Below are 22,218 nucleotides of genomic sequence, written 5' to 3' on the forward strand. Positions count from 1 at the left end.
TACTAAAAGCTTGATGTACTAGCGCGAAAATACAATGCCACGGAAGTTTTTAAAACGATGGTCACCCGACCCTAACGCCTTAAAAAGCAGCTCCCGGCTTCGCTTTTTGGGTGTACTATTGCACGACCCAAACCTCTTCCACCTGACTCGGCACTCTGTTTCTAGCGCATTTTTTATTGGTTTGGTTATTTGTTTCTTCCCCATTCCCGTTGGGCACATTCCCTTAGTCGCTGTCGCCTCGCTCTGGTTTCGCTGCAATTTACCCATCGCGTTTGCTCTAGTGATGATCAGCAATCCGCTGACCTTTCCCTTTATTTACTATGCCGCTTATATTTTAGGCTGCTGGATTCTACAAATTCCCATCGAAACCTTTCACTTTCACGCCTCTTGGGCGTGGTTTAAAAGCTTTTTCCTTGAAGCTTGGAAACCTTTTGTCATTGGCACCCTTACTTTTGGCCTAGTCTCGGGGGGAGTAAGCTATTGCATTATTCAATGGGTTTGGCGCTGGCAAGTTATCAGCCGCTGGCGAACCCGAAAGCATAAAAATAAATGCAAAAAAAAGGACTTCTCGTAACGAGAAGCCCTTTTACACTAAACGCTAACGCTTAATAATTTTTAACCACTTTCACCGCATCTGTTACCGAACCTGCATCTATATAGGCAATAGCTGATGGGTCTGCAGAGACTTTTGCAATAACATCTTCAACACTACCTAAAGCATCCGGTGGGGTGCCCTTTCCAGTAAAAATTAATTTAGACCAATAGGCTTTTAATTGGCTAGACGATTTACCCAATGCTTTTTTATTAAATTCCTCGCGGGCATCGTGCCCTTGCGCAAGATAAATAGGCATTGCCTTGGCGCCATCAGAGAATTTATTTTTTTTACCCAAAAATAAACGCCCAATATCGTCTTCTGAAACCGATGCCACATTACTCGGATGCACAATAACAACAACATCTGCCAATGCAGGCATACCAATAGTTAAACCTAAGACTGCCGATAATAATATTCTTTTCATGGTAGCCCCTGATTAAAAGACAAAATCAATAGCGGTGCGGAACACACCACCTTGAGTATCAGTAATACGATTATCCGTAACCTCATAAGCCACTTTAAATGCGGCAGATGGGTGGAAGTCCCAGCGTACGCCTACGTGCGTATTAACCCTATCGACGGCGCCGGAATTAATACCCGCTCTTGTCGCCTCTGTATTTCTAACCAGATAAACCGCCGTATCATCTAAGCCAGCCAAGTCTGGGATGGCTCGCAGAGCAGTAGAGAGCTCATCGTCGTCCTCAATAGCACCAGCGACTAATGACAAATCATGAATCGGATTCGTCGCCCGTGTTCTAGCATCCTGCTCTTCGCGACTATAGGTTCCATATACTACTGTAGGACCAAAGCGCCAACCCAGCGTTAGGTAATAAGCAGAGGTATTAGGGACCAAAGCTTCATCAACCGCATAATGAATCCACTCAGCATCGGCAATAAAAGAGCCTTTATCTACCGAAAACCCCAACGCCATATAGGCACCGTGGTCATCTTTAATTCGAGCCTCATCAACTGTGCTTAACAGCTGATTACCTACGAGCGTGTATTTCTCACTATAATAAGCTGCATCTGCAGCCATGGTGTCAGTTGGCGCAAAAGCGGCAAACCCCCCAAAACCTTGAGCCACGCCCAACATTCCTTTGCCTAAGTCCTCATAACCATTAGCGACACCCTCGGCACCACTATCATCAATGGACAGTGTTGCTTGCAAGTAACTAGCACGCCCCGTTAACCACTCCCATGAGGCCACCCAACTCGCACCAATAAAATCTTCAAGTAAGAGAGGCGTAGAACCCGTAACGCCATCCAGTGTTCCGGCAATTAATTGAAGTGAATTATCAACAGGCCCTAAACTTTTATTGTATAAAACCGACAAACCATCGAAACCAGGAAAATCAAAAGCATAAACTCGCTCAGGCGCCGTCACCCAGTTGTAAGCATAACGAACATCTAAGAAATCTGAATAGCGATAAAAGGGCGCCCGAATACGACCCGCACTCACCTGCAGCTCATCCGTTAGCTCATAAGTTAAATAAGCCCACTCAACATTAACATCAAACTCATCTTTACCACGACTTATCAGCTGCATTGTAGCGCTTAAGCCTTCGTCAAGGTCGGCATCCATTTGCAGAGCCATTAATGAATCTTGCTTAAAGCTTATAGTATCGGTGTAACCCAATACACTCTGCCCTTCATCAACACTCACTGCTTGCCCACCCACAACCGAGCCAAACCCACGGAAATTAATTTCCGCGCTAGCACCTGCCGCCGAAGCAAGCAATGCTACCATCACAGGCAATTTTAATTTATTCATATTTTCGTTCCGTAATCTCGATAAGATCAATGAAAAACTTCCAAAATTTTAGTCAATACATACAACCGCTTATCGGAAGGTCTCTTAAACTCCCTATAAAGCGTAGTAGATAAAATAGAAATCAACCAAAAAATACTTAACGTGAATTATTTTATTTAAAACGGGAACAAAAATTAAAACTAACGTTTAACTATAAAAACAATAAACAATTAAAAAGATAAGCCTTAGAATAAAACCAAATAATAAAGGCAACAATGAATTGATGGTTCAAGCTTGCAATAAAGCTAAGCCATAAGGCAATTTTAAGTAGATGCTTAGCGGTAAGTGTTAACCATCAAGATCAACCAGCGCCACTCACCTTAAAGCTTTTTAGTTGCGTGGATGCTTGCCTTGTAACATCAACTAACTCGCGACTAATCGTAAACAGCTGCTCGGATTCCAAAGACGCTTGATGGGTATGCTGATGCATCGAAGAAACAACCGTTGAGAGTTTATCAACTGCGTGGGATTGCCCTTTAGCCACATCGGAAATTTGTTGATTCATGGTGTTAATTTTTTTAATTTCTTCTGTCATTGTGCGAATGGCAACGCCAGCAGAATGCGTTAACTGACCCTTTTCATGCGCCATTGAAACGCTCGTTTTCATTACGCCTACAGCGCGGTTGGCGGCCTCCTTCAGAGCCAAAATAGTGGTTTCTATTTCATGCGTCGATTGCTGGGTTTTAATCGCTAAATTGCGCACCTCATCAGCCACCACGGCAAAACCCCGGCCTTGCTCGCCCGCACGCGCCGCCTCAATGGCTGCATTTAGTGCCAACAAATTAGTTTGCTCCGCAATGGAATTAATGACTTCCAGCACACTTCCCACTTGCTGGACATCTTCAGCTAACTGAGAAATAACCTGCTGCGCGCCCTCTATATCTTCGGCCAAATGTGCAACACCTTCTGCGGCCAACGTTAGTGTAGTGCTGCTTTCAATCGCCACTGTTGCCGAATGATTGGCAACTTCTGCCGCTTGAATAGAAAACGCTTCCACGTTATTTACGCTATGAGATATGGCATCGACCGAGTCCTTCGCCGATTGCGCATCTACTTTTTGATCGCGAATCGCGGCGCCCATCCGATCAGCTACACCATCAATATTGCCAATTAAACCTTCGAGCGGCTTAAAAGCTTGAATTAAACGCGTAATTACATCGTGTAAACGCGCAATAAACTGATTAAACCAATGTACCAATTGGCCAATTTCATCTTGGCTGCGCGCTTCAATACGCTGGGTAAGGTCGCCATTATCTTCGCTGGCAATACGCTCGAGTGAGCTGACAACTGCGCGCAAATGCCGGTCGATAGCCAATGCAATGGGCAATGCGATTAACAATAAGAAAAAAGCCATCAACACGCCCGATAGTACCCCCGTCATTGTTTGTTTTTTAACAGACTGCGCAATGGCATCAAACGACGTATCGAACTGTTTATTACGTTGCGAAATAAAACCGGCCAATATGGCGGCTAAATTCTGATATACCTCAGCTTTTTTTTCGGCTTGTTGGCCTATTAAACTAAAATCGGCGCTGCCATCAATCAAACTCTGGCTCAACGGGAAAGCCACATCGGCATACGCAATAAAGCCGTCTTCTATAATGGCTACAGCTTCTGCAGGCGCAGGAAGTTCTCGCAAATTTTGTATCGAGGTTAAAACATGCTCTTTTCGTTTCAGGGCTATATCTAAAGTATCTTGCTCACCACTCATGGCCGCTTGCGTTAAGCCTTCATCAATTCGTTCCATATCGAAAAGCAGCTCTTTAGCAATTACTAGGGCTTGAAAATCAATATGGTAAACAGAATCAATACTGGTTAAATTTTTATGCGAAACGTTATACGAGAGCAATAAATAGATGCCAAAAAATACAATCGCGACAACAGGTATCGCAAATATTTTTCGGCTGATGGATAATCCTGAAAAAAAAGTCATGGGAATTACACGCAAGGTATTCCCATTGAGTATAGCTAAGCGCTCGAATTTTCCAATTGCGCTTTGGATTGGTCGGCCAATCTATTCATAGCGAAGGGTTTCTGCAGGGTTTACGCGGCTGGCACGCCATGCAGGATAAAGCGTGGCCAATAGACATAAGGTAACGGCGGTAGTTACCACTTGTGCGATATCCTGCCAGCGAATATCGATGGGCAAGTACGTTAAGGGGTATACATCCGACTTTAAAAATTGCACACTCAGCAACTGCTCGAGTAACCCCACAAGATCACTCACCACAAAAGACAAGCCCACACCAAATAGCACGCCAAGCAGCGCGCCCACAATGCCAATCACCGTACCTTGCACAATAAATACGGCCATAATTTCACGCGTGCTGGCCCCAAGCGTTCTTAATATGGCAATAGCGCCCTGCTTTTCGACAACCACCATAATTAAGGTCGATACCACATTAAACGCCGCAATCCCCACAATAAGCGACATCAATAATCCCACTAAACGTTTGGACATGTGTATAGCATGGTAAAGGTTGCCGTGAGTACTCAACCAACTATTGCCATAATAGCCGCGCCCAAGATCCATAATCACGTGCCAAAGGATATCGTGCGCATCAAAAAGGTTGTCGAGCTTTAAACGCATACCGGTTACTTGACCATCGAGCGTTAATGCTTGTGCTTTTTCCAGGTTCATCAATGCCAGCTTGGTATCAACTTCGGTTTGTGTCGTCAGCACAGCGGCGACATCTACATAAGTAATACTCGGTGGCGCACGTGGATTTTGGTTATCAGGCACAATCACCATAACGCTATCGCCCGCTTTAACTGCCAGCTTTTCGGCAATGCCTGCGCCTAAAATAATTTTATCGCTACTGCTTTCTAGTGCTGCGAGGGTTTGCTCCGAAAGGTACTGCGCAATATCCGACACATGGCGCTCGGCTTTAGGCGCAATACCGTAAATGGCAACGGGCTCCGCTCGGTTTGCCGCCCCCACCAAGGCTCTTACTTCCACAAAGGGGGATGCCGCAACAACATGCGGATAGGCCTCTAAGCGCTTTTGCAAGCTTGGCCAATCGTCTATCCCTTCGCGGTGATAAACCGAAGCTTGCGGCAATAAACTGAGGATTTTCTCCCGCAGCTCGCGATCAAAGCCATTCATAATAGAAAGCACTACAACTAATAGCCCCACCCCCACAATAAGCCCAGCCATAGAAACCCGCGATAAAAAGGCAACTAATAGGTTTCGCTCGCGGGCGCCAACATAACGCAAACCAATAAATAACGAGAAACGCGGAATTGGCAGCTTCATGCCGGTGTATCCAATAGCGTTAAATGGCCATTATTTAACTCCAACACGCGATCCAACTGGCGGGCAATATTCATATCGTGGGTAACCACCACAAACGCCGTTGCCAACTGCTGGCTTAACTCCAACATCAATTCGCGAATAGCAGCGGCGTTTTGGCTATCTAAGTTACCGGTGGGCTCGTCCATTAATACACATGCTGGGTCGCACACTAAGGCTCTTGCAATCGCTACGCGCTGGCGTTCACCACCAGATAATTCACTGGGTTTGTGGCGCAAGCGCGCCGATAAACCCACGCGCGCCAATAGTTTCTCCGCTTTTTGGTAAGCCTGTTTTTTGGGGGCTTTAGCAATAAGCAGCGGCATAGCTACGTTTTCGAGTGCCGTAAATTCGCCCAACAAATGATGAAACTGATAAACAAAGCCCAAACTGCGATTGCGTATACGACCGCGGGCATTTTCACTTAGGGCAGAAAAAGGCTGACCATTAATATGCACCACGCCAGCACTGGGGCGATCTAGGCCGCCAAGGATATTCAGCAGTGTAGATTTGCCTGCCCCAGAGGCCCCCACAATGGCTGTTTGCGTTGATGGCATTAACTGGAGATCTAAGCCCTTTAATACCTCTACCTGTAAGGCACCTTGACCATACGTTTTGGCGACACCTTGGCATTCTAAAACTGCAGTCATGCATTAAACCTAATTCATTGATCAAACCAGCGCGCAGCGCTAGCACTATTTGGGCGGCAATTAAATGTTGTACCGCAAAGCTTCTGCCGGTGCGATTTGGCTAGCCCTATATGCCGGATAAGCGCTAGCCACAATGCTGACCGCCAGCGCACCAACGCACACAACAATGCTGTCGTGCAGGCGCCATTCAGAGGGCAGCCTTGTAACAAAGTACACACTAGGGTCAAACACCTGAACATTAAAAACATGCTCTAAGAAAGCGACGGCATCTGAGATATAAAGCGCGCCCAAAATACCGCATAGCGCACCTAGCGCTATACCCACTACCCCAAGCATTAATCCTTGCACCATAAATATCGCCACGACCCCTCGCGAGGTTAAGCCCATGGTGCGCAGCACCGCGATATCACTGCGCTTTTCGGCAATCATCATTACTAGGCTTGTGACAATATTAAAAGCAGCCACCGCCACAATAATGCCCAACAAAAAACCCACTACGGTTTTTTCCATTTTTACCGCTTGAAACAAATGGCCTTGGGTTTGGCTCCAATCTTTAACCTCAACTTTCTGCTCGATGCGTTGCGCCATAGCGGCCAGCACTTGTGGTGCGCGATAAATATCATCGGTTTTCACCCGCAGGCCTTGGCTTTTATCGCCCAAACGCAGCAGTTTTTGCCCATCGCGCAAGTGAATCATCACCAGCGATTGATCACTTTGTGCGCCAGTATCAAAAATACCGGCCACAGTAAAACGGCGGCTACGCGGGAAAACACCCGCAGGGGTAACCGCCACCTCGGGCAACGTTAAAGTGATTTTATCGCCAACCCCAACGCCTAAAAAACGCGCTAACAAGCCACCCATTAGCATGCGGTATTCACCGGCGCGCAATGTATTCATCTGCCCTTGCGACATAAAATCTTGCACATCGGATACCGAGGGCTCGAGTGATGGCTCTATACCCACTACGCTTACCCCGCGCGCATTGCCAGCATATGTCAGCAAGCCATTCGTTTGCACATAAGGCGCTAAGCCTGCTAAGTGTGGGGTATCGTATAAAGAAGCGATAAGCGCATCGTGATCCTTAAGGCCGCCTTCGGGCTGAATAAAACCATGCGGCACGGTGCGCAAAATGCGCTCTTTAAGCTCGCGATCAAAACCATTCATGACCGACAAGACCACAATCAAAGCAAACACACCTAGGGCCATACCCAAAAAAGCAAATAGGCTGACAAAAGAAATAAACGCATTGCTGCGCTTGGCCCGTAAATAACGAAGCCCAATAGTAATAGGGAGAGTATTTTGCATGGGCGCATTAGACCCAATAAAGCGCCATACCACAAGCCTCGCAATGCTCGCGGGCTGCCAAGCTGGTCTATCCTAAAGACAGTAGCCCAATCACTGAGTCTTTCACAGGTAGCGCATGAGCCAAGAAGCACAAGATCGGCGGGAGTTCTTCCGCATTGATGATGATGTTATTTTTGATGTCCACCCTGTGGATGCCCAAACGGCCCAGCATACCGCCGCCGTCGATGTTGCCAGCGAGGGACCTTCTTGGCATGTGTTGGAGGCGCTGGCTATTATCGACCACAAGGCGCAACAAGCCGCTAGCGTTATTGCCAGCCAACAGCCAGCCATTTTGCGTTACTTAAAGCTACTGAACGACAAAATAGACCTGCTCGCACGGCATACTGTATTTAGTAGCTACCAACACTTACCTAAAACGCGCATAAGCTTGAGTCAAGATGGCATCGCCTTCAAAAGCCCGCGCATGCTCTATAAAGGCAGCTTTGTTGTTTTGAGAATCATTTTTTTACCTCAATTCACCCCCGTGATAACCTTTGCACAAATTATTCGTTGCGAAAGCCGCGATAATAGTTATAACGTAGCGGCTAAATTTTATCGCCTTGAAGCAACGCAACAGCAGGTAATTGCGAAAGCACTGACAAAAGCCCAGCAACAGGCTTAGTTCGAACCTTACTAGGAGCCATTATGAAACGTACTCTCAGCCTTATCGCCAGCCTTACTCTATGTGCAGGGCTATACACCCCCGTCGCATTCAGTGAAACAGTCGCCATCCCTTTAGGTAAACAAGGCGATTATTGGAATATCCAACGCCCGAGTACCGGCGCTACAAAAGCCCAAGTTGCAGCCCAATTTGGCGAGCCTATTGCACGCACAGGCCCAGTGGGCGAGCCAGCCATTTACACTTGGGAATACGAGCAGTTTAAAGTCTATTTCGAAGGTGACCACGTAATTCACTCCGTTGTTTTACCCCAGTAAATGCTCACAGAGCTACCGAAGGCAACCGCCACATGGTAGCTCCAGCCCGAACGCAAACTACCGCACAAGGACCCGCACTTGCTTGACCAACTCGAAGTACTTCCCGGTGTTCAGTTATTAGGCCAAGCCTTAACCCTAGCCGAAATCATTTTTTGCATCATATGCCTAGGCTGCATGGTATTTGCCAAAAAAATAATCGAGCGCTTTAGCGCCAAGGCACCAGCACCCAAGCGTTCGCTGCGGGTTGCCCTAATACGCGGTGTTTGCTTAGCGGCCATTTCTGCCGTTATGTATGTTGAAGTTCCCAGCGAAGTAAGCAAGCAATACGGTTTAGTCACCGCACTCGCCATCGCAGCGAGCGTTTATTTGTGTTATCTCAGCAATTTTATTAGCGCCTACTTTATATTTAAGCGGTTCGGTAAAAGCCGTACAATCGGCGAACAAACCATCACCATCCCCACCTATCAAACCCGCGCCCTATCGCTGCTCACCAGTTTATTTTTTATTATTCTTGCCGTGGTGGCGATTGTTCAGCAACTGGGGTTTAGTAATTTACTCGAAGCCGGTGGGGTTATTGGTGTTATTGGCGTTATGCTGGCATTAACACAGGCCTCTTGGGCGCCAGATATTATTAGCGGATTAATTCTACTTAATAGCGATATGATCGAAGAAGGCGATATTTTAGAGCTGCCAAACGGCATGATAGCCGAAGTTTTCAAAACCAAAATGTTCCACACCGAACTACTGGATATCGCACACAATAATCGCATTATGGTGCGCAACACCGCACTGCGCGATCATACGTTGCGCAACTTATCGCGCTTTGCCTCTAATAAAGGTTTGCGCGAATGCCTAAGTTTTAATATCGGTTACGACACCCCAGCAGAAGCCGTTGAAAAACTGTTTAACGACGTTGCCGCCTTAGCTACCGAACAGCGCCTACCCTATGAAGCAGATCACGGAATGAAAGCCGTATTACTCGAAACTGGCGATCACGCTTTAAAGTGGGGGTTGGTTTTTCATACGAAATCGCCCGCGCGCTTAATTGACCTGCGCCGCTCGATTAATCAATTAACGCAACACTTAGCCCTAAAAGCTGACATTAACTTAGCCACTCCGTTAACGCATGATGTTGCGCTTCACAATAGCGGCGCACCGCCTTCAATATCTATAGCGCCCGCAGCGCCACTATCTTAGTGCTAGCCAATTTGTAACTATTCAAGTGGGTGCGAAATAATGGTCACTATAAAGGCGAATTGATTGTTTTATGGGCACCCGGATACCTAAAACGCTTGCATAGCGACCAAGGATGGCTTGAGCGGCCCAAAAAATGATCAGTTTGCCGACCTATTTGAACACGGCTGAATAGTTACGCCAATTTAATGTTTATTGGTCACGAATTAAGCCATAGATTTTGAAAGGCCACAAAACACAGTGTATTACCTTGGGTTATTTCAGGCCCTTATTCCAAGCTTAACCAAAATACCCTTATCAACATCAACCAAACATGACTTGGCCTAACTCCTTATTGTGCTTGCCCTTCCAAATTAACGTATCTAAATAATAGTGGGTAAACGTCACACTGTAAGCCGCATAGACAAGGCCGTGCGTATCGCCTAACCATGCTTTAACTGCATGACTATCCAGCCACAATAAGAGCATGGCAATCAGCTGCGTGCATAACGTAATTAAGGCAAGAAAGCCAATATAATAGAAAAATCGATGCCGCTGCGACAGCCATGCAAGCAACGCTGAACCAGCCCCGCCAATGCCTTTAAGAGCGCAAAATTTCTTATTGTTATAATGCCAAACCAAGCCGTTATACTGCACTGCATGCCACGCGGTAATACCGATTACCACAAAAAACAGCCCTTCATTTAAAGACACCGCAACCGCATTAAGTACAAAAAACACGACTAAAAAGTTAAGCACCGCCAAACAAAGAGTCAGCAAGCGAGGCCTATTGAGCCCCATACCACGACCAAGCTCCTGGTACAAACCCAGTAACCAGCGCGCGAGCGAAACGACAAAATAGACAAAGGATGCAGGCAATACAAAAGACAGCCAAAAATCAGACAACATGAGTGGAACAAGCGCCAACCCTAAAGCTTCAAAAGGTTGTACGAATTCGGGCCAAAGCCACAACGGCCCCAAGTTAAATAAATCGTGGCTCGCCCAGCTAACACACAAGCAATAAGTCGATAACAATAAATGCTTGTCCTGCATGGCAACTTGAACAGATGTGCTCCCCGCCTTAGCCCGATAAAGCGAGGCCATACCAAAGTGTTGCATAATAATATGATATGGGCCATAAAATAGCAGTATGATCAAAATATAAAAACTATTACCCGTGAAAATTAACGTCAAGCATACAATCGCCATAACCACAAAACAGAGAATAGCCCGCCGGCCAAATAACGTACGCGCCTGATCATCCATCCACACCCGAGTAATTGTCTGCATAGCATGGGGAGTATCCAACAGTACAATAAAAAGTACCATCAGCGATGCCATCGGAATACCGGCATTCCAATAGAGTACAAAAAATACAATAGGCAGTAATACCCCAACAAAAAACAGCACAAAATCAAATTTTTTACTAGACAGGTAAATACCCTTTTCGCTCTCGTGCCCAAACAAGGCATCAAGCATCGCCAAACTCAAACCTTGCGCTAAACCCACCATAATATTGCTTCCTTATCAACCTATTAACTGGCCCTTGCCGCCGGCATAACCGCTAAAGTAGACTCGCGAGTATTCATCTCTCGTAAATTTAAAAAAGGCTTCTCGACTAGCAAGTAAATCACTACCGAAGCTATCGTGCTTAGAAGTAGCGTGATGATTACGAATAACGGCATATAGCCATAATAAAATACGCCAGTTTGCGCCAGCTCTGGGGTATAAAATTTATAGACCCACTGACTAGAAGCAAAAATCACAAAAGGGTGAAACACATAAATGGAATAAGAAAGCTTTGCAAAGAAACCCCAGAAATTAACGCCCCTTTTAATAGTTCGGCCAACAGTTAGACGGCAACGTTGCTCACCCTCCCCACCTTGAAACAAACTTACGGATAAAACAATCACCACAACACTTAAAGCAAATAGCAAGCGATTAACAACAAGGTAAGTATTTTTTATCAATACCGAATCCATATAAAAAATTGACTGTGCGTCAAACTGGAAACCGCCATAAAAAACAAAGCTAAAAAACAGGCACCAAGCAATACCCTGCGCAGCCTTACCGGCATAACTTCGCAGGAAGCTTCTACTTTTTTCAGCACAGTAAAGCCGCAAGTAAGCACCAACAACACCAACTATTAACTCGCCAAAGCGGGTATATAAATTATTATATAAAAGGTCGAAAAATTGATTGAAAATCGCCGTATCAAACATGACACTTTTGCTGCTTGCTACTGCCACCGCTGGCCCTGCATTCAGTACAAGCGCCCTAACAAACAACGACAACACGCCAATAATTAACAGCCATAGCAACAATCGCTTAGCGCGCAGCCAATACAAAAGCAACGGTAATATTAAATAAAATTGCTCTTCAACCGCCAAAGACCAACACCAAGCCATTGCGGAATTGGCAACCGGTATCATATTGTTAACAAACAGGGTATTCGCCCAAAGTTGGTGGTAACTATCCGCCCCAACTAAAAAATACAACAGCATCGCAAGCCAATATACAGGTATAAGTCGCATTAAACGGCGAAAATAAAAGCGTTTTAATGCGACCTCCCCCGTGTTTTTCAGCTCCGTTAACAGCATGTTACCAATTAAAAAACCACTAATAACAAAAAATATATCAACTCCGCGATCACCAGCCCAAACCCATTTTAGTAACAGCGGTGTATTGCTGTAAAAATATTCAAACTCAGCAGGAGACAGTGTGTAGCGAGCATAAAAGAAGCAATGGAACACATACACCAAAAACATCGCCAGGCTGCGCCACACATCAAGGTTGACTCGCCGACCATCAGAAAAGCCAACTAGCGCATTCACGTTATTCTTTATTGAAAAGCACTGCCACCATCGATGGGGAGCGCGTTGCATATCGTCCATAAATAAGTCATTTGCAGCGGTATTGACACCGTTCGTAATACACCCAGTGTGAAATAAAGACCCACTTACGGCTATGGGTAATAGTACGTATTTAGCATTAGCAGCTGCTGTTTTTTTGAGCTAGCTAGCACCAAGAAACTCAGCAAACCAAGCCAAGCCCCTAAACCGGCAATTGCTTCGCTTTCTTTTTAAGCTGTGATGGCACGCTCACTTCTCGCGAAATTAGTCGCTAGATAACCCGCCCGAAAAACGATTTTTTTGGCATATTGTAAGGTCATTAAATTACGTACTCAGCGAAATTTCGCCCCATACCACCGACAATTGATCCGCGAGGTCACTTTGTGATGAAACGTCTTTCACTTGTGCTAGCGAGCAGCCTTTGGCTTGCAGCCTGTACAGGGACACAACAAGAAGTTGAGCAATCGAGTAGTCAGCTCGACCAAACGATAAGCAGCCTTTCGAGCAGTTCTAGCGTACCAGCCAGCACCGCAGCCTCGTCCAGCTCTGCGCCTAGCATTGCTGGCGATGTCGCCACTGGGAAGCAGCAATATGAGGATCACTGCCAGCTTTGCCACGCCGAAAATGGCGAAGGTGTCGAGCAATTTAATGCCCCTTCGTTAGTGGGCTGTTCGGTCTGTGGCAACGCCGAAAGCTTTGCCCGCTTTACCGACATTGCAATGCCGCCAGGCAATGCAACGGCAACCCAGCAATGCGCCGGCGATTGCGCCATCAACGTTGCGGCCTATGTGATGACCACATTCAACCAAGCGCCCGACAGCAATGCATGTAACGACAGCAGCCCCCACGTTAGCCCCAGCCTATTTAAACGGTTATCGCAGCAAGAATTTGCCAATACGGTACAAGCGCTGTTTCAACTTGATGAAACCCCCGATGTTAGCGCCATCCCCGACGACCCAACGGTTCACAACTTCAAAACTATAGCCAGTGTACAAAGTGTGCAAGTTAGCCACCTAAGTGGTTATATCGCGGTAGCCCTAGAACAAGCCGAAGCCTTAATGAATTCAACCGAACGCCGCAACCGCGTTTTAGGTTGTGATTACAACAATCCAAGCTGCTTAAATACGTTTATTAATAACTTTGGCCGTGTCGCGTATCGGCGCCCGCTTTCTGCGGAGGAAAGCAATCGCATTCAACAATTTGCCATTACGCAAGGCAGCTCCACGCGCGAGCAATTCACACTCGCCATGCAAGTCATGTTGAGCTCGCCGAATTTTATTTACCGCGTTGAAGTAGGCAATAGTGCAGAAGGCTTATCGACACTCAATCATTATGAACTAGCTTCTCGCTTAGCCTTTTCGCTGTGGGGCCAAGGGCCTTCGGCCGAGCTGCTTAATAAAGCCGAAAACGGCGAACTCGATAGCGCACAAGGCCTAAAAACCATCGCCCAAGAAATGCTCCAAGACCCGCGCGCCAAAACAAATTTAACCGCCTTTTTCGAACAGTGGCTAGCTACCAACCTCTTAAACGAGCCGGTAGAAAAACCTGCAAACTGGTACGGGAATATATTTGACGACATGCGCTCAGAAACCAATCAATTACTAAGCGAATACGTCTGGCAAGATAAAGATTTTATGGGTGTCTTTACCGAAAACAAAAGCTACCTAACGCCGCAACTAGCCACTTATTACGGTTTAAATAGCGCGGGACAAAACGCCGCAGTGCTGCCGGCCGGCCACCCGCGCGCGCATACCGGCATACTGACCCACGGCGCGAATATGTTTGCCAAAACAGATGGTGACCTTGTCGCTATTCGCGGCAACTGGCTGCGCGGAACATTTTTATGCCAAGAACTAAAATTACCTGCAGGTATTGCCGATATTATTAATGGCAAGTTTTCAGGCTATACCCCTATGGAAATTATCGCCGCACGCAACGAGGACCCAGCCTGTGAGCGCTGCCACGCACAAATAGACCCAATTGGCGTTGCCTTTGCCCCCTTTAACCGACAAGGGCTTTTCGATGACGAAGTTAATCTTTTTGACTTCCCCGTTGAAGCAGGCTTTCCAGACGCGAACAACAGCAGTATTCAAAGCATTCAATCCATTGCAGAATCCTTGTCTGAAATGCCCGAGGTTGGCGAGTGCTTAGCCGACAGGCTATTCCTATACACTCGCAATCACGAACCACAAGATGCCGACCACTGCACCGTTAACCGCGCTGGCCAGCAGTTCCAAAATTCAGGGCGGCAATTTGCCTCTTTATTGCTTTCACTGGTAGAAGACCCTTCTTTTCGCGTGCGCTTAGCGCCTGAGCCCAAAGAAGAAGTAGAACCAGAACCCACCGTCAGCAATGTAGCGCTTAACAAGCCTGTAACTACCACCGCAGAACAACCCGAGAACCCTGGTTCACGCATTACCGATAACAACTTAACCGGCGATTCACGTTGGTCCGCCTTCGAATTCCCACATACGGCTACTGTTAACCTCGGCGGGTTATTTACCGTTGTACAAAGTGAAGTTTACCCCTACTTCGATAGACCCTATCAATACGAAATATCAGTATCCGTTGATGGCACTAACTACACCCGCGTGGTCGATCGCCGAAACAATACCCAAGGCGGCGATAAAATCAGCGACCTATTTGCCCCCGTGGAGGCGAGGTATATTCGCATCACGATTACAGGCACCCATGAAAATATCACCGAATGGTCATCTATTCGTGAAATGAAAATTTTTGGTACTGAAAAATGATGGTTAACCATTGCCGAGATCAATTTACTACATGCGCACTGTGGCAGTTAGCCGGAGAATATTATGTTGATAAAAAATAAAAGATTACCGCGCCGTACTTTATTGCGCGGCGCTGGCGCAGCATTATCTTTGCCCATGCTAGAGGCGATGATGCCTGCCAAAGCGTCTGCTGCCGATGCCACACCCAAACGATTTTTTGGCTTTTTTTACCCTAACGGCACAGATCCAGGCCGGTGGCAACCACGCACAGGAAGGCTCGAACCCGGCAATTTATCCTCTGCCCTACAAGATTTAGCCGGTTTTGGCGCGGAAGGTATTTGGCCTTCGTGCGAAGCGATTTATCAAGATATTACCGTGGTTAATGGCATTAACCACGAGGGTTTGAATACCAACATTCACACCTGTTCGATGGCACTGCAAGCATATAAAAAAGCCAATAGTGACGACGCTTCAACACCGGCTGCACCCAGCCTCGATATGCTTATTGCGCAAAAACATGCAGGCCCTTATCCGTACCTTGCGATGTCGGCCTCTACCGATTTAGCCTTATCTCAAGGCTATGTGTCTTGGGTTGGTGCCGGCACGCCCGCCGATACCGAGCGCGACCCGCGCCGTTTATTCAATAAATTATTTGGCGCAGCCGAAAACTCCGCCGCTGCCAATGCGATTGCCCAACGCAACGCGAGTATTCTGGACTTCCTAAAAGAGGACTGCGCACAACTACAATCCAAGCTTGGCCAAGCCGATAGGCAGCGAGTCGATGAGTTTTTAGATAGCATTCGCACCATGGAGCAACAGATTAATATTACTCACTCGTGCGGCTCTGCTCAGCTGAATGGCTCAGCAAATAATTTTCACGATAAGTCTAAATTCTTTATTGATATTGCCGTGTTAGCAATGGCCTGTGATCTTACCAATGTAGCTACAGTGCAATACAGCAATAGCTGGGGCGTGAATTATTCCGATTACATTTTAGGCGATGGCAGTCGCGACGAAGCGGGCACCATTGGTGTTGGCAACTACAGCGATCACTTTATTTCCCATAAATTGGGCGATAACGACCGCGCTAAAGATCTAGATGCCTTACCTCGTGATGTGGCAGCGCGCATTGCCGATGAACGCGTCGTATTGACCTCGCGCTTTAAAGCGCGCCGCTTTGCCTACTTGGTCGACAAATTACGTAATACACCAACACCCACCGGCAGCCTGTACGACGAAAGCCTCGCACTTTATTGCTCGGAAAATGGTAATGGCGATTCTCACTCACGCCGCGATATGCCCACATTATTAGCCGGTCGCGCAGGTGGTTTTGAACCCGGACGCGTGATTAACGCCAACGGCGCGCGCACATCGGCTTTACATGCGGCTATATTGAATAAGTTTGATTTTGACTTAACCAGCTATGGCGACCCAGCATCGGGGCCGTTAGCGGGCATTTAAACCGCTGATAAACGGCTATAAATTCCTCCGCAGCATTAGCGGCTGAATAATCAGCCGCTATTTTTTCTAATAGACTAACGTTTGCATGGCTCGTGCAGGAATTGTTAGCTCTACTTCTTTATCTTCTACAATAAAGTTATAGGCAATATCATCATCGCTTTGGTTCATTACTACAGTTGCAGTTTTGCCATCGTCATTTTGAAAAGATGTCGCCAGTAAATGGCTTCGGCTAACAGTGGTACTAATGCGCTTAGCCCCTGGCGCAATAAACTTGGAAAAATGGCCAATATAGTAATAGCTTGGGGTGTAAATTAACTCACCTGTACGCGTATCGGCGTGAATCGGCGAAAAACAAAAGTTTTGCACGTGATTCGGGCCGCCGTTTTCGTCCAATAGTATATTCCAATCCGTCCACCCTACCGTACCGGCATTAAAGTCGTTAATCATAGAATGGCCATAGCGCTCGGCATTGGGCCAATGCTGGTATTTATCCCGTGAAAAACGCTCGTTGGTGCCTTCGGTGAATAATAGTTTTTTATCGGGGAACGACTGTGCAACATTGTATAAGTTGTCGTGCATGGTGGTGCCACCAGCCCACGTTTCGTACCAATGAAAGCCAATACCCCAAGCATATTTTGCAGCCTCGGGGTCTTCAAAAATAGTATTGGCACGCTGGCTGATTAAGTCGCGGTTATGATCCCAAACTACAATATTTTTATCCCCTAAACCCTCACGTTCCATAATAGGGCCCAAGTAATTTTTCAAAAAGTCGCGCTCTTCTTCTGCGGTATAAATGTTAGATTCCCAGCGCTGCACTGCCATCGGCTCGTTTTGAATTGTAATACCCCATATCGGTATACCTTCGGCCTCGTAAGCCTTAATAAACTTGGTGTAATACATGGCCCAACTTTCGAAGTATTCGGGTAATAATTTACCGCCCTTTAGCATGTTGTTATTGCTCTTCATGAAAGCCGGCGGGCTCCATGGGCTGGCGTACACCAACAGTTCGCCGCCGGCAGCATCAATGGCTTGCTTAATTAGCGGCAATCGAAATTCGCGATCGTGATCGATAGAAAAGGTTTTTAGCTCTTTATCGCCCTCTTCTATGTAGGTAAAACTGTGGCTGCCAAAGTCAGAGCTGTGAATAGTCGTACGCGCTAAACTATAGCCAATACCCTGCTCTTTATCGTAATAAGCCGTTAACAACTCTTGTTGTTTATCCTGTGGCAATTTAGCAAACACTTCGGCACTGGCATCTGTAAATGCGCCACCAACCCCTATAAAGGTTTGAAAAGATTTATGCGGGTTAACAAAAACAGAAATTTCTCCTTCTGAGGGTTGAACACTTTTAGCAAAGGTTAAAGTTGTACCTTGCGATAAGCGTTGTTCTGTATTTTTAGCGGTGGTGTAAACCGCAACGGGCGCACCCAATGCTGGCGCTTGAGTCACTAAGTTGTTTGGCGCATGGGGTTTAGTGGGTGTTTGTTGGCATGCCACTAATGCACATGACAAAGCGGTTATTAATATGGTGCGGTAATTCATTAAGTTTTCCTGATTCGGTCACTATTGATATTGGGCCAATATGCATCCCGCGACAGTAAAGGTAACAAAAACGAGGGATAAGATAAGTAACGCTAGCGTTGCATTATAAAAGTCGTCTTTACCTAGCACATAATTGCGCTAAGCCGTTTTGAATAAAAAGGTCGCGCCCGAAGGCGCGACAAAAAAGCACTACTGGGATAGCACTTAGGGTAATACAGGGTAAAAACTACGCTAATATATTTGCACGGCTAGGGTCGCCGCCCAAATTCGTGTACATCCCCTCTGGCAATCCCATGCCAACAGGAATAGCACTAATAAAGTCACGGCAATTACCGCCATCGCCCCGCGAAAAGCCATTTTGAAAGCCGGGCATACGTGTAGCCATGCCCCACGGGCTAGCAAAAGGTGTATGCTCGCGGCCATCACCCATACAGTTTGTTACCACAAAAACCGTATTATCAATTAACGGTTTGCCATCGGCACCGATGGTGTCTTTTAGCTTTTTAAGCATGTACGCAGGCACCGTTTGGTGGCCGCGGCAGCACGAAATAAAATCGTGATAGTTGCCACTGTGCGAACCGTCGCCGTGTACTTCACGGTCGAAAAACCCAGGCATGGTGTAGTGCGCTTTGTTGTCGCCTACTTGCAATACCGCCACTTTAGTTAAACCACACGCAAAAGCCGAAGCAATAACATCAGCTTGGCCATAACCTTGGTTTAACGTTTCTTGAAATAAATTAATCCCTTGTTGATTACAAGCCCCTAAATTGAAGGGCTCTTCTTCGTCTTTAGATACAATGCGCGACTCTAAACTCGTTAACGCATCCAGATGCGATTGAATACGGCTGTATTCTTCTGCGCCTAGTTTACTTTTTAAAGCGTTAACGGCACGCTCTTGCAGAGCAATTAATTGCTTGGGGCCATTATCATTTTTTATTGCGGGGGCCGAGTTAAAAAATTGATTCAACGCTGCCTGCGGTCCATCAACCGGAATGCCCGCATCGCTAATCATTAATAGTTCTTTTGGCTCACCAAATTGATTCATCCCCATTAAGGCATTGGCACCTAAGTACATCATGCCGTAGGGGGTTGTACCGCCAATCACTTCGGCAATGCGCATATCGACGGTAGGCTTGTGCAAATGAAATTGCAACTGCGGGTCGCCCAAAGCTTGGCGACCACTGGCGTGGCCATTCACCTCTACATTCACATGCCGAAACGCCATTAAATCACTGACACCGTGATCGCGGTAAGTATCGGATGCTGCCCGTGTGGCATTGGGGGCATCGGGTAACCACTGATCCCCCGGTGCACCTTGGCTAACATAAACAAACACCACATTTTTGTTCATAAAGTCTTCAGCGGCCAAGGCATTACGCGATGCAAATGCGCCAGCGACCAAACTCGACGCTTTTAATGTTTGCAAGCTGACGCCAGCCTTACCAATTAAATCCAGAAAGCGACGACGATCCTTATCAACAAACTTTTTACGCTCTATGCTGGATTTTTCTTCGTTAGCTAAAAATGCTTTCTTATCGCGAATACCCTCTGCCATTGAATGCTTAAGGCGGCTATCGTGTCTTACGGCTTCGCTGGGTGTTAATCCAAATATTTTTTTATTCATTTTCATAATAAAACCTATTTATGCTTTACGACGCTTGATATGCGGGCGAACCCGCACAGACACGGCCTTAGTTTTTCTTAAAGCGAATAACATCTGAAGTACCAATGGCCTTATAAAATTCGTAAGGACTTTGGTTATTCATTTCAAATACCGCATTCAAGTTGCGCGCATTACAAGCCGCGTGGCCTTTTTGCTCGTTGCTATAATCGCGATCTGATTCGCTATCGGCCTTAGCGTGTAATGGGTACCCTGTAGCAAAGCGGAATGCACGTTGTGCAAAACAGCTTGCAACAGCAGGCTCTAGCGACATTTTTTCGGATAAGTCTTTGGCGCCAGCAAAGTGAATACCGCCACCAGCGCCGGCTTCTGGAATCACATCATCAATACTGTTTACGCCGTAAAGTACACCGTTATTAATCCAATCAATTACGATATCGTCTTTACCATTTTCGCCTAAACCTTGCTGCACCACTTCACCGTTCACGCGTTTGCGCGGCAGGCCTACATGGTCAAAATCATCCATACCAAATAATGGGTTGATAATTTCTTTATGGCAGCCGCCACAGCCTTCGGCCTTGGTTAATAAATCAAAGCTGTCTGTGGTGGTAAGCTCGCCAAGTTCGCGCAAGCGATCCACCTCTGCTTGGTTGGCCATACGGTCCGAACCTGGCTCACCGAGTGTTGGTGGCGGTGGAATTTCTTGGCAGAGCATGTTTTGGCGTAAAACCACTGAACGAATAATAGGCGCGGTGCCATCTTCTTTGGCGTTAAAGGCCATAAATGCACCCGATGTAATTACGCCACCACGGCTATCGGTCGCCACTTTATTAAAAACCATTGGCGCGTTGCCGCCGCCAGGAATGCCGTAAAAAGCCGACAAAGTGGAATCTAAAAAGGTGTAGTCCGCGCCGTATAAATCTGAAAACGGAATCGAAGGATCGTAAAAAATATGATCAAACAACTGGCGTACTTCTTCAGCCATAGACGCTTTTACTTGGTTGGTAAAATCGGGGTTATCTCGCGATACCGATTTAACACCGTCGGTTTTTAACCACTTAGCAATAAAACGCTGAGCTTGTGCGTGACCTAGTTCCGAGTTCATCATGCGCTCGATATGCGCTTCAGCAACCAAGGGGTTATCCAGCTCACCATTGGCAGCCGCTTTTAATAGCTCGTCATCTGGCGCGCTGGCGGTGTACATATACGAAAGCGCTGATGCGTATTCGTAAGGATCCAACACATAGGCATCGGCATCCGCTTTAGCCAGCTGTTCGAATTCCTCGCTCGCGGTTACCGTGGGCTCCTCACCTAAGTAGGTAAACTCTAACCAATTGATATTAAAGCCAGCACTGGTAGCCACCAAACGCAGCGATTGCTCGCCAGCGGGCAAGATGGCTTCGTGGCTAATTGTCGTCCACGCCTGCCAATCTCCCGTGCTAGGCACAGCAACAGCATTAGGTGTTATGCCTTCTAACTTTAAAGCACCGCCACCTTGCTCACTCGCAACACGGTACGAAACCAAGTACACGCCGGCTTCCGGTAAATTGAGGCTGTAATCCAAGGTATCGCCGGCATCGATGTAACCCACATTTTGGCCGCCACCTTGGTCCTCAGTGGCCTGAGTCATTACGCCAGTCATGGCCGTGTAATCTTCTGCTTGGATGCGTACCGGCGTTGAATCGCTGTTGTAAGTAAGACTAAACCAATTTAGATTAAAGCCGGCACTGGCCGCGCTAAGGCGCAACGTTTGCTCACCAGCAGCAAGTGTTATGGTTTGCTCTACGGTTTGCCATACCTGCCAACCGCCAGTATTCGGTAAGCTCGTTGTTGTGCCCGCAGCGCGAATACTGCCGCCACCGGCTTCGCTCGCTACGCGATAACGAATGGTGTAACTACCGGCATAATTAACGTTAATGGCGTAATCCATGGTATCGCCATCGTCAATGTAACCTAGGTTAGAGCCACCACCGCTGTCCTCGGTGGGTTCTACCATTACGCCATTCATCGCTTGGTAATCCTCGGCTTGCACGAGCACAGCACCACCTACCGCAACATGGCCATCTAACTCAACAACCGGCAGCTGCCACCCGTTTTCGCGCACTTGCGCTACGGGCTTACCGAGTTCGTTGCGGTGGGTCTTCTCCGCTTTAGTGAGGTAAAAAGAGATGCTAAGACCCGCCATATCCGTTGAAATGTAAGGTTCTCAC

General features: G+C 47.0%; 17 protein-coding genes. 6 read left to right on the plus strand and 11 right to left on the minus strand.

Features of this window, described 5'->3' with window-relative positions; genetic code table 11:
* The first annotated feature begins 34 nt into the window (after window positions 1-34).
* Window positions 35-574 (plus strand): DUF2062 domain-containing protein, encoded by a 540-nt coding sequence (locus tag MARGE09_RS19535; RefSeq protein WP_236984819.1) that lies wholly within the window; start codon window positions 35-37, stop codon window positions 572-574.
* Between the two features lie 31 nt (window positions 575-605).
* Here MARGE09_RS19535 and MARGE09_RS19540 read toward each other — a convergent pair whose 3' ends face one another.
* From MARGE09_RS19540 to MARGE09_RS19565, 6 genes are all read right to left on the minus strand, one after another.
* Entirely contained in the window at window positions 606-1,019 is a 414-nt protein-coding gene (locus MARGE09_RS19540; RefSeq protein ID WP_236984820.1) for a type 2 periplasmic-binding domain-containing protein, read from the minus strand.
* 12 nt (window positions 1,020-1,031) lie between these two features.
* Window positions 1,032-2,366 carry a putative porin gene (locus MARGE09_RS19545; RefSeq protein ID WP_236984821.1) on the minus strand — a complete coding sequence of 445 codons (1,335 nt, stop codon included), beginning with the start codon at window positions 2,364-2,366 and terminating at the stop codon, window positions 1,032-1,034.
* A 340-nt stretch (window positions 2,367-2,706) separates the two neighbouring features.
* A complete protein-coding gene (locus MARGE09_RS19550; protein WP_236984822.1) occupies window positions 2,707-4,338 on the minus strand; it encodes a methyl-accepting chemotaxis protein in 1,632 nt (543 codons plus the stop codon).
* Window positions 4,339-4,419: 81 nt separating this feature from the next.
* On the minus strand, window positions 4,420-5,661 hold the full coding sequence (locus tag MARGE09_RS19555; RefSeq protein WP_236984823.1) for a lipoprotein-releasing ABC transporter permease subunit: 1,242 nt from the start codon (window positions 5,659-5,661) through the stop codon (window positions 4,420-4,422).
* On the minus strand, window positions 5,658-6,347 hold the full coding sequence (gene lolD / locus MARGE09_RS19560) for a lipoprotein-releasing ABC transporter ATP-binding protein LolD (RefSeq protein ID WP_236984824.1): 690 nt from the start codon (window positions 6,345-6,347) through the stop codon (window positions 5,658-5,660). Before lolD ends, MARGE09_RS19555 begins: the two co-directional genes overlap by 4 nt.
* Window positions 6,348-6,407: 60 nt before the next feature.
* A complete protein-coding gene (locus MARGE09_RS19565; RefSeq protein WP_236984825.1) occupies window positions 6,408-7,652 on the minus strand; it encodes a lipoprotein-releasing ABC transporter permease subunit in 1,245 nt (414 codons plus the stop codon).
* Between the two features lie 115 nt (window positions 7,653-7,767).
* On the opposite strand from MARGE09_RS19565, the gene MARGE09_RS19570 reads away from it, so the two are divergent.
* From MARGE09_RS19570 to MARGE09_RS19580, 3 genes are all read left to right on the plus strand, one after another.
* Window positions 7,768-8,313 (plus strand): PilZ domain-containing protein, encoded by a 546-nt coding sequence (locus MARGE09_RS19570; RefSeq protein ID WP_236984826.1) that lies wholly within the window; start codon window positions 7,768-7,770, stop codon window positions 8,311-8,313.
* A 23-nt stretch (window positions 8,314-8,336) separates the two neighbouring features.
* The gene (locus MARGE09_RS19575; protein WP_236984827.1) at window positions 8,337-8,627 is read left to right on the plus strand and encodes a hypothetical protein; all 291 of its coding nucleotides are present in this window, start codon (window positions 8,337-8,339) and stop codon (window positions 8,625-8,627) included.
* A gap of 78 nt (window positions 8,628-8,705) precedes the next feature.
* Window positions 8,706-9,824 (plus strand): mechanosensitive ion channel family protein, encoded by a 1,119-nt coding sequence (locus tag MARGE09_RS19580; protein ID WP_236984828.1) that lies wholly within the window; start codon window positions 8,706-8,708, stop codon window positions 9,822-9,824.
* Window positions 9,825-10,124: 300 nt separating this feature from the next.
* Here MARGE09_RS19580 and MARGE09_RS19585 read toward each other — a convergent pair whose 3' ends face one another.
* Together MARGE09_RS19585 and MARGE09_RS19590 are read right to left on the minus strand one after the other, a co-directional pair.
* Window positions 10,125-11,312: a hypothetical protein gene (locus MARGE09_RS19585; protein WP_236984829.1), complete on the minus strand. Its 1,188-nt coding sequence runs from the start codon at window positions 11,310-11,312 to the stop codon at window positions 10,125-10,127.
* A 23-nt stretch (window positions 11,313-11,335) separates the two neighbouring features.
* Window positions 11,336-12,694: an acyltransferase family protein gene (locus MARGE09_RS19590; RefSeq protein ID WP_236984830.1), complete on the minus strand. Its 1,359-nt coding sequence runs from the start codon at window positions 12,692-12,694 to the stop codon at window positions 11,336-11,338.
* A 344-nt stretch (window positions 12,695-13,038) separates the two neighbouring features.
* Here MARGE09_RS19590 and MARGE09_RS19595 point away from each other — a divergent pair, with 344 nt between their 5' ends.
* Together MARGE09_RS19595 and MARGE09_RS19600 are read left to right on the plus strand one after the other, a co-directional pair.
* On the plus strand, window positions 13,039-15,405 hold the full coding sequence (locus MARGE09_RS19595) for a DUF1592 domain-containing protein (RefSeq protein ID WP_236984831.1): 2,367 nt from the start codon (window positions 13,039-13,041) through the stop codon (window positions 15,403-15,405).
* 63 nt (window positions 15,406-15,468) lie between these two features.
* Window positions 15,469-16,845 carry a DUF1552 domain-containing protein gene (locus tag MARGE09_RS19600; RefSeq protein WP_236984832.1) on the plus strand — a complete coding sequence of 459 codons (1,377 nt, stop codon included), beginning with the start codon at window positions 15,469-15,471 and terminating at the stop codon, window positions 16,843-16,845.
* A gap of 66 nt (window positions 16,846-16,911) precedes the next feature.
* Here the strand turns inward: MARGE09_RS19600 and MARGE09_RS19605 are convergent, their stop codons facing one another.
* From MARGE09_RS19605 to MARGE09_RS19615, 3 genes are all read right to left on the minus strand, one after another.
* Complete coding sequence (locus tag MARGE09_RS19605) at window positions 16,912-18,387, minus strand: glycoside hydrolase family 30 protein (protein WP_236984833.1); 1,476 nt, start codon at window positions 18,385-18,387, stop codon at window positions 16,912-16,914.
* A gap of 226 nt (window positions 18,388-18,613) precedes the next feature.
* Window positions 18,614-20,017: a DUF1552 domain-containing protein gene (locus MARGE09_RS19610; RefSeq protein WP_236984834.1), complete on the minus strand. Its 1,404-nt coding sequence runs from the start codon at window positions 20,015-20,017 to the stop codon at window positions 18,614-18,616.
* 61 nt (window positions 20,018-20,078) lie between these two features.
* Window positions 20,079-22,193, minus strand: a complete 2,115-nt coding sequence (locus MARGE09_RS19615; protein ID WP_236984835.1) for a carbohydrate-binding protein — start codon at window positions 22,191-22,193, stop codon at window positions 20,079-20,081.
* Between the last annotated feature and the right edge of the window lie 25 nt (window positions 22,194-22,218).

The organism is Marinagarivorans cellulosilyticus (assembly GCF_021655555.1).
GTDB lineage: Bacteria > Pseudomonadota > Gammaproteobacteria > Pseudomonadales > Cellvibrionaceae > Marinagarivorans > Marinagarivorans cellulosilyticus.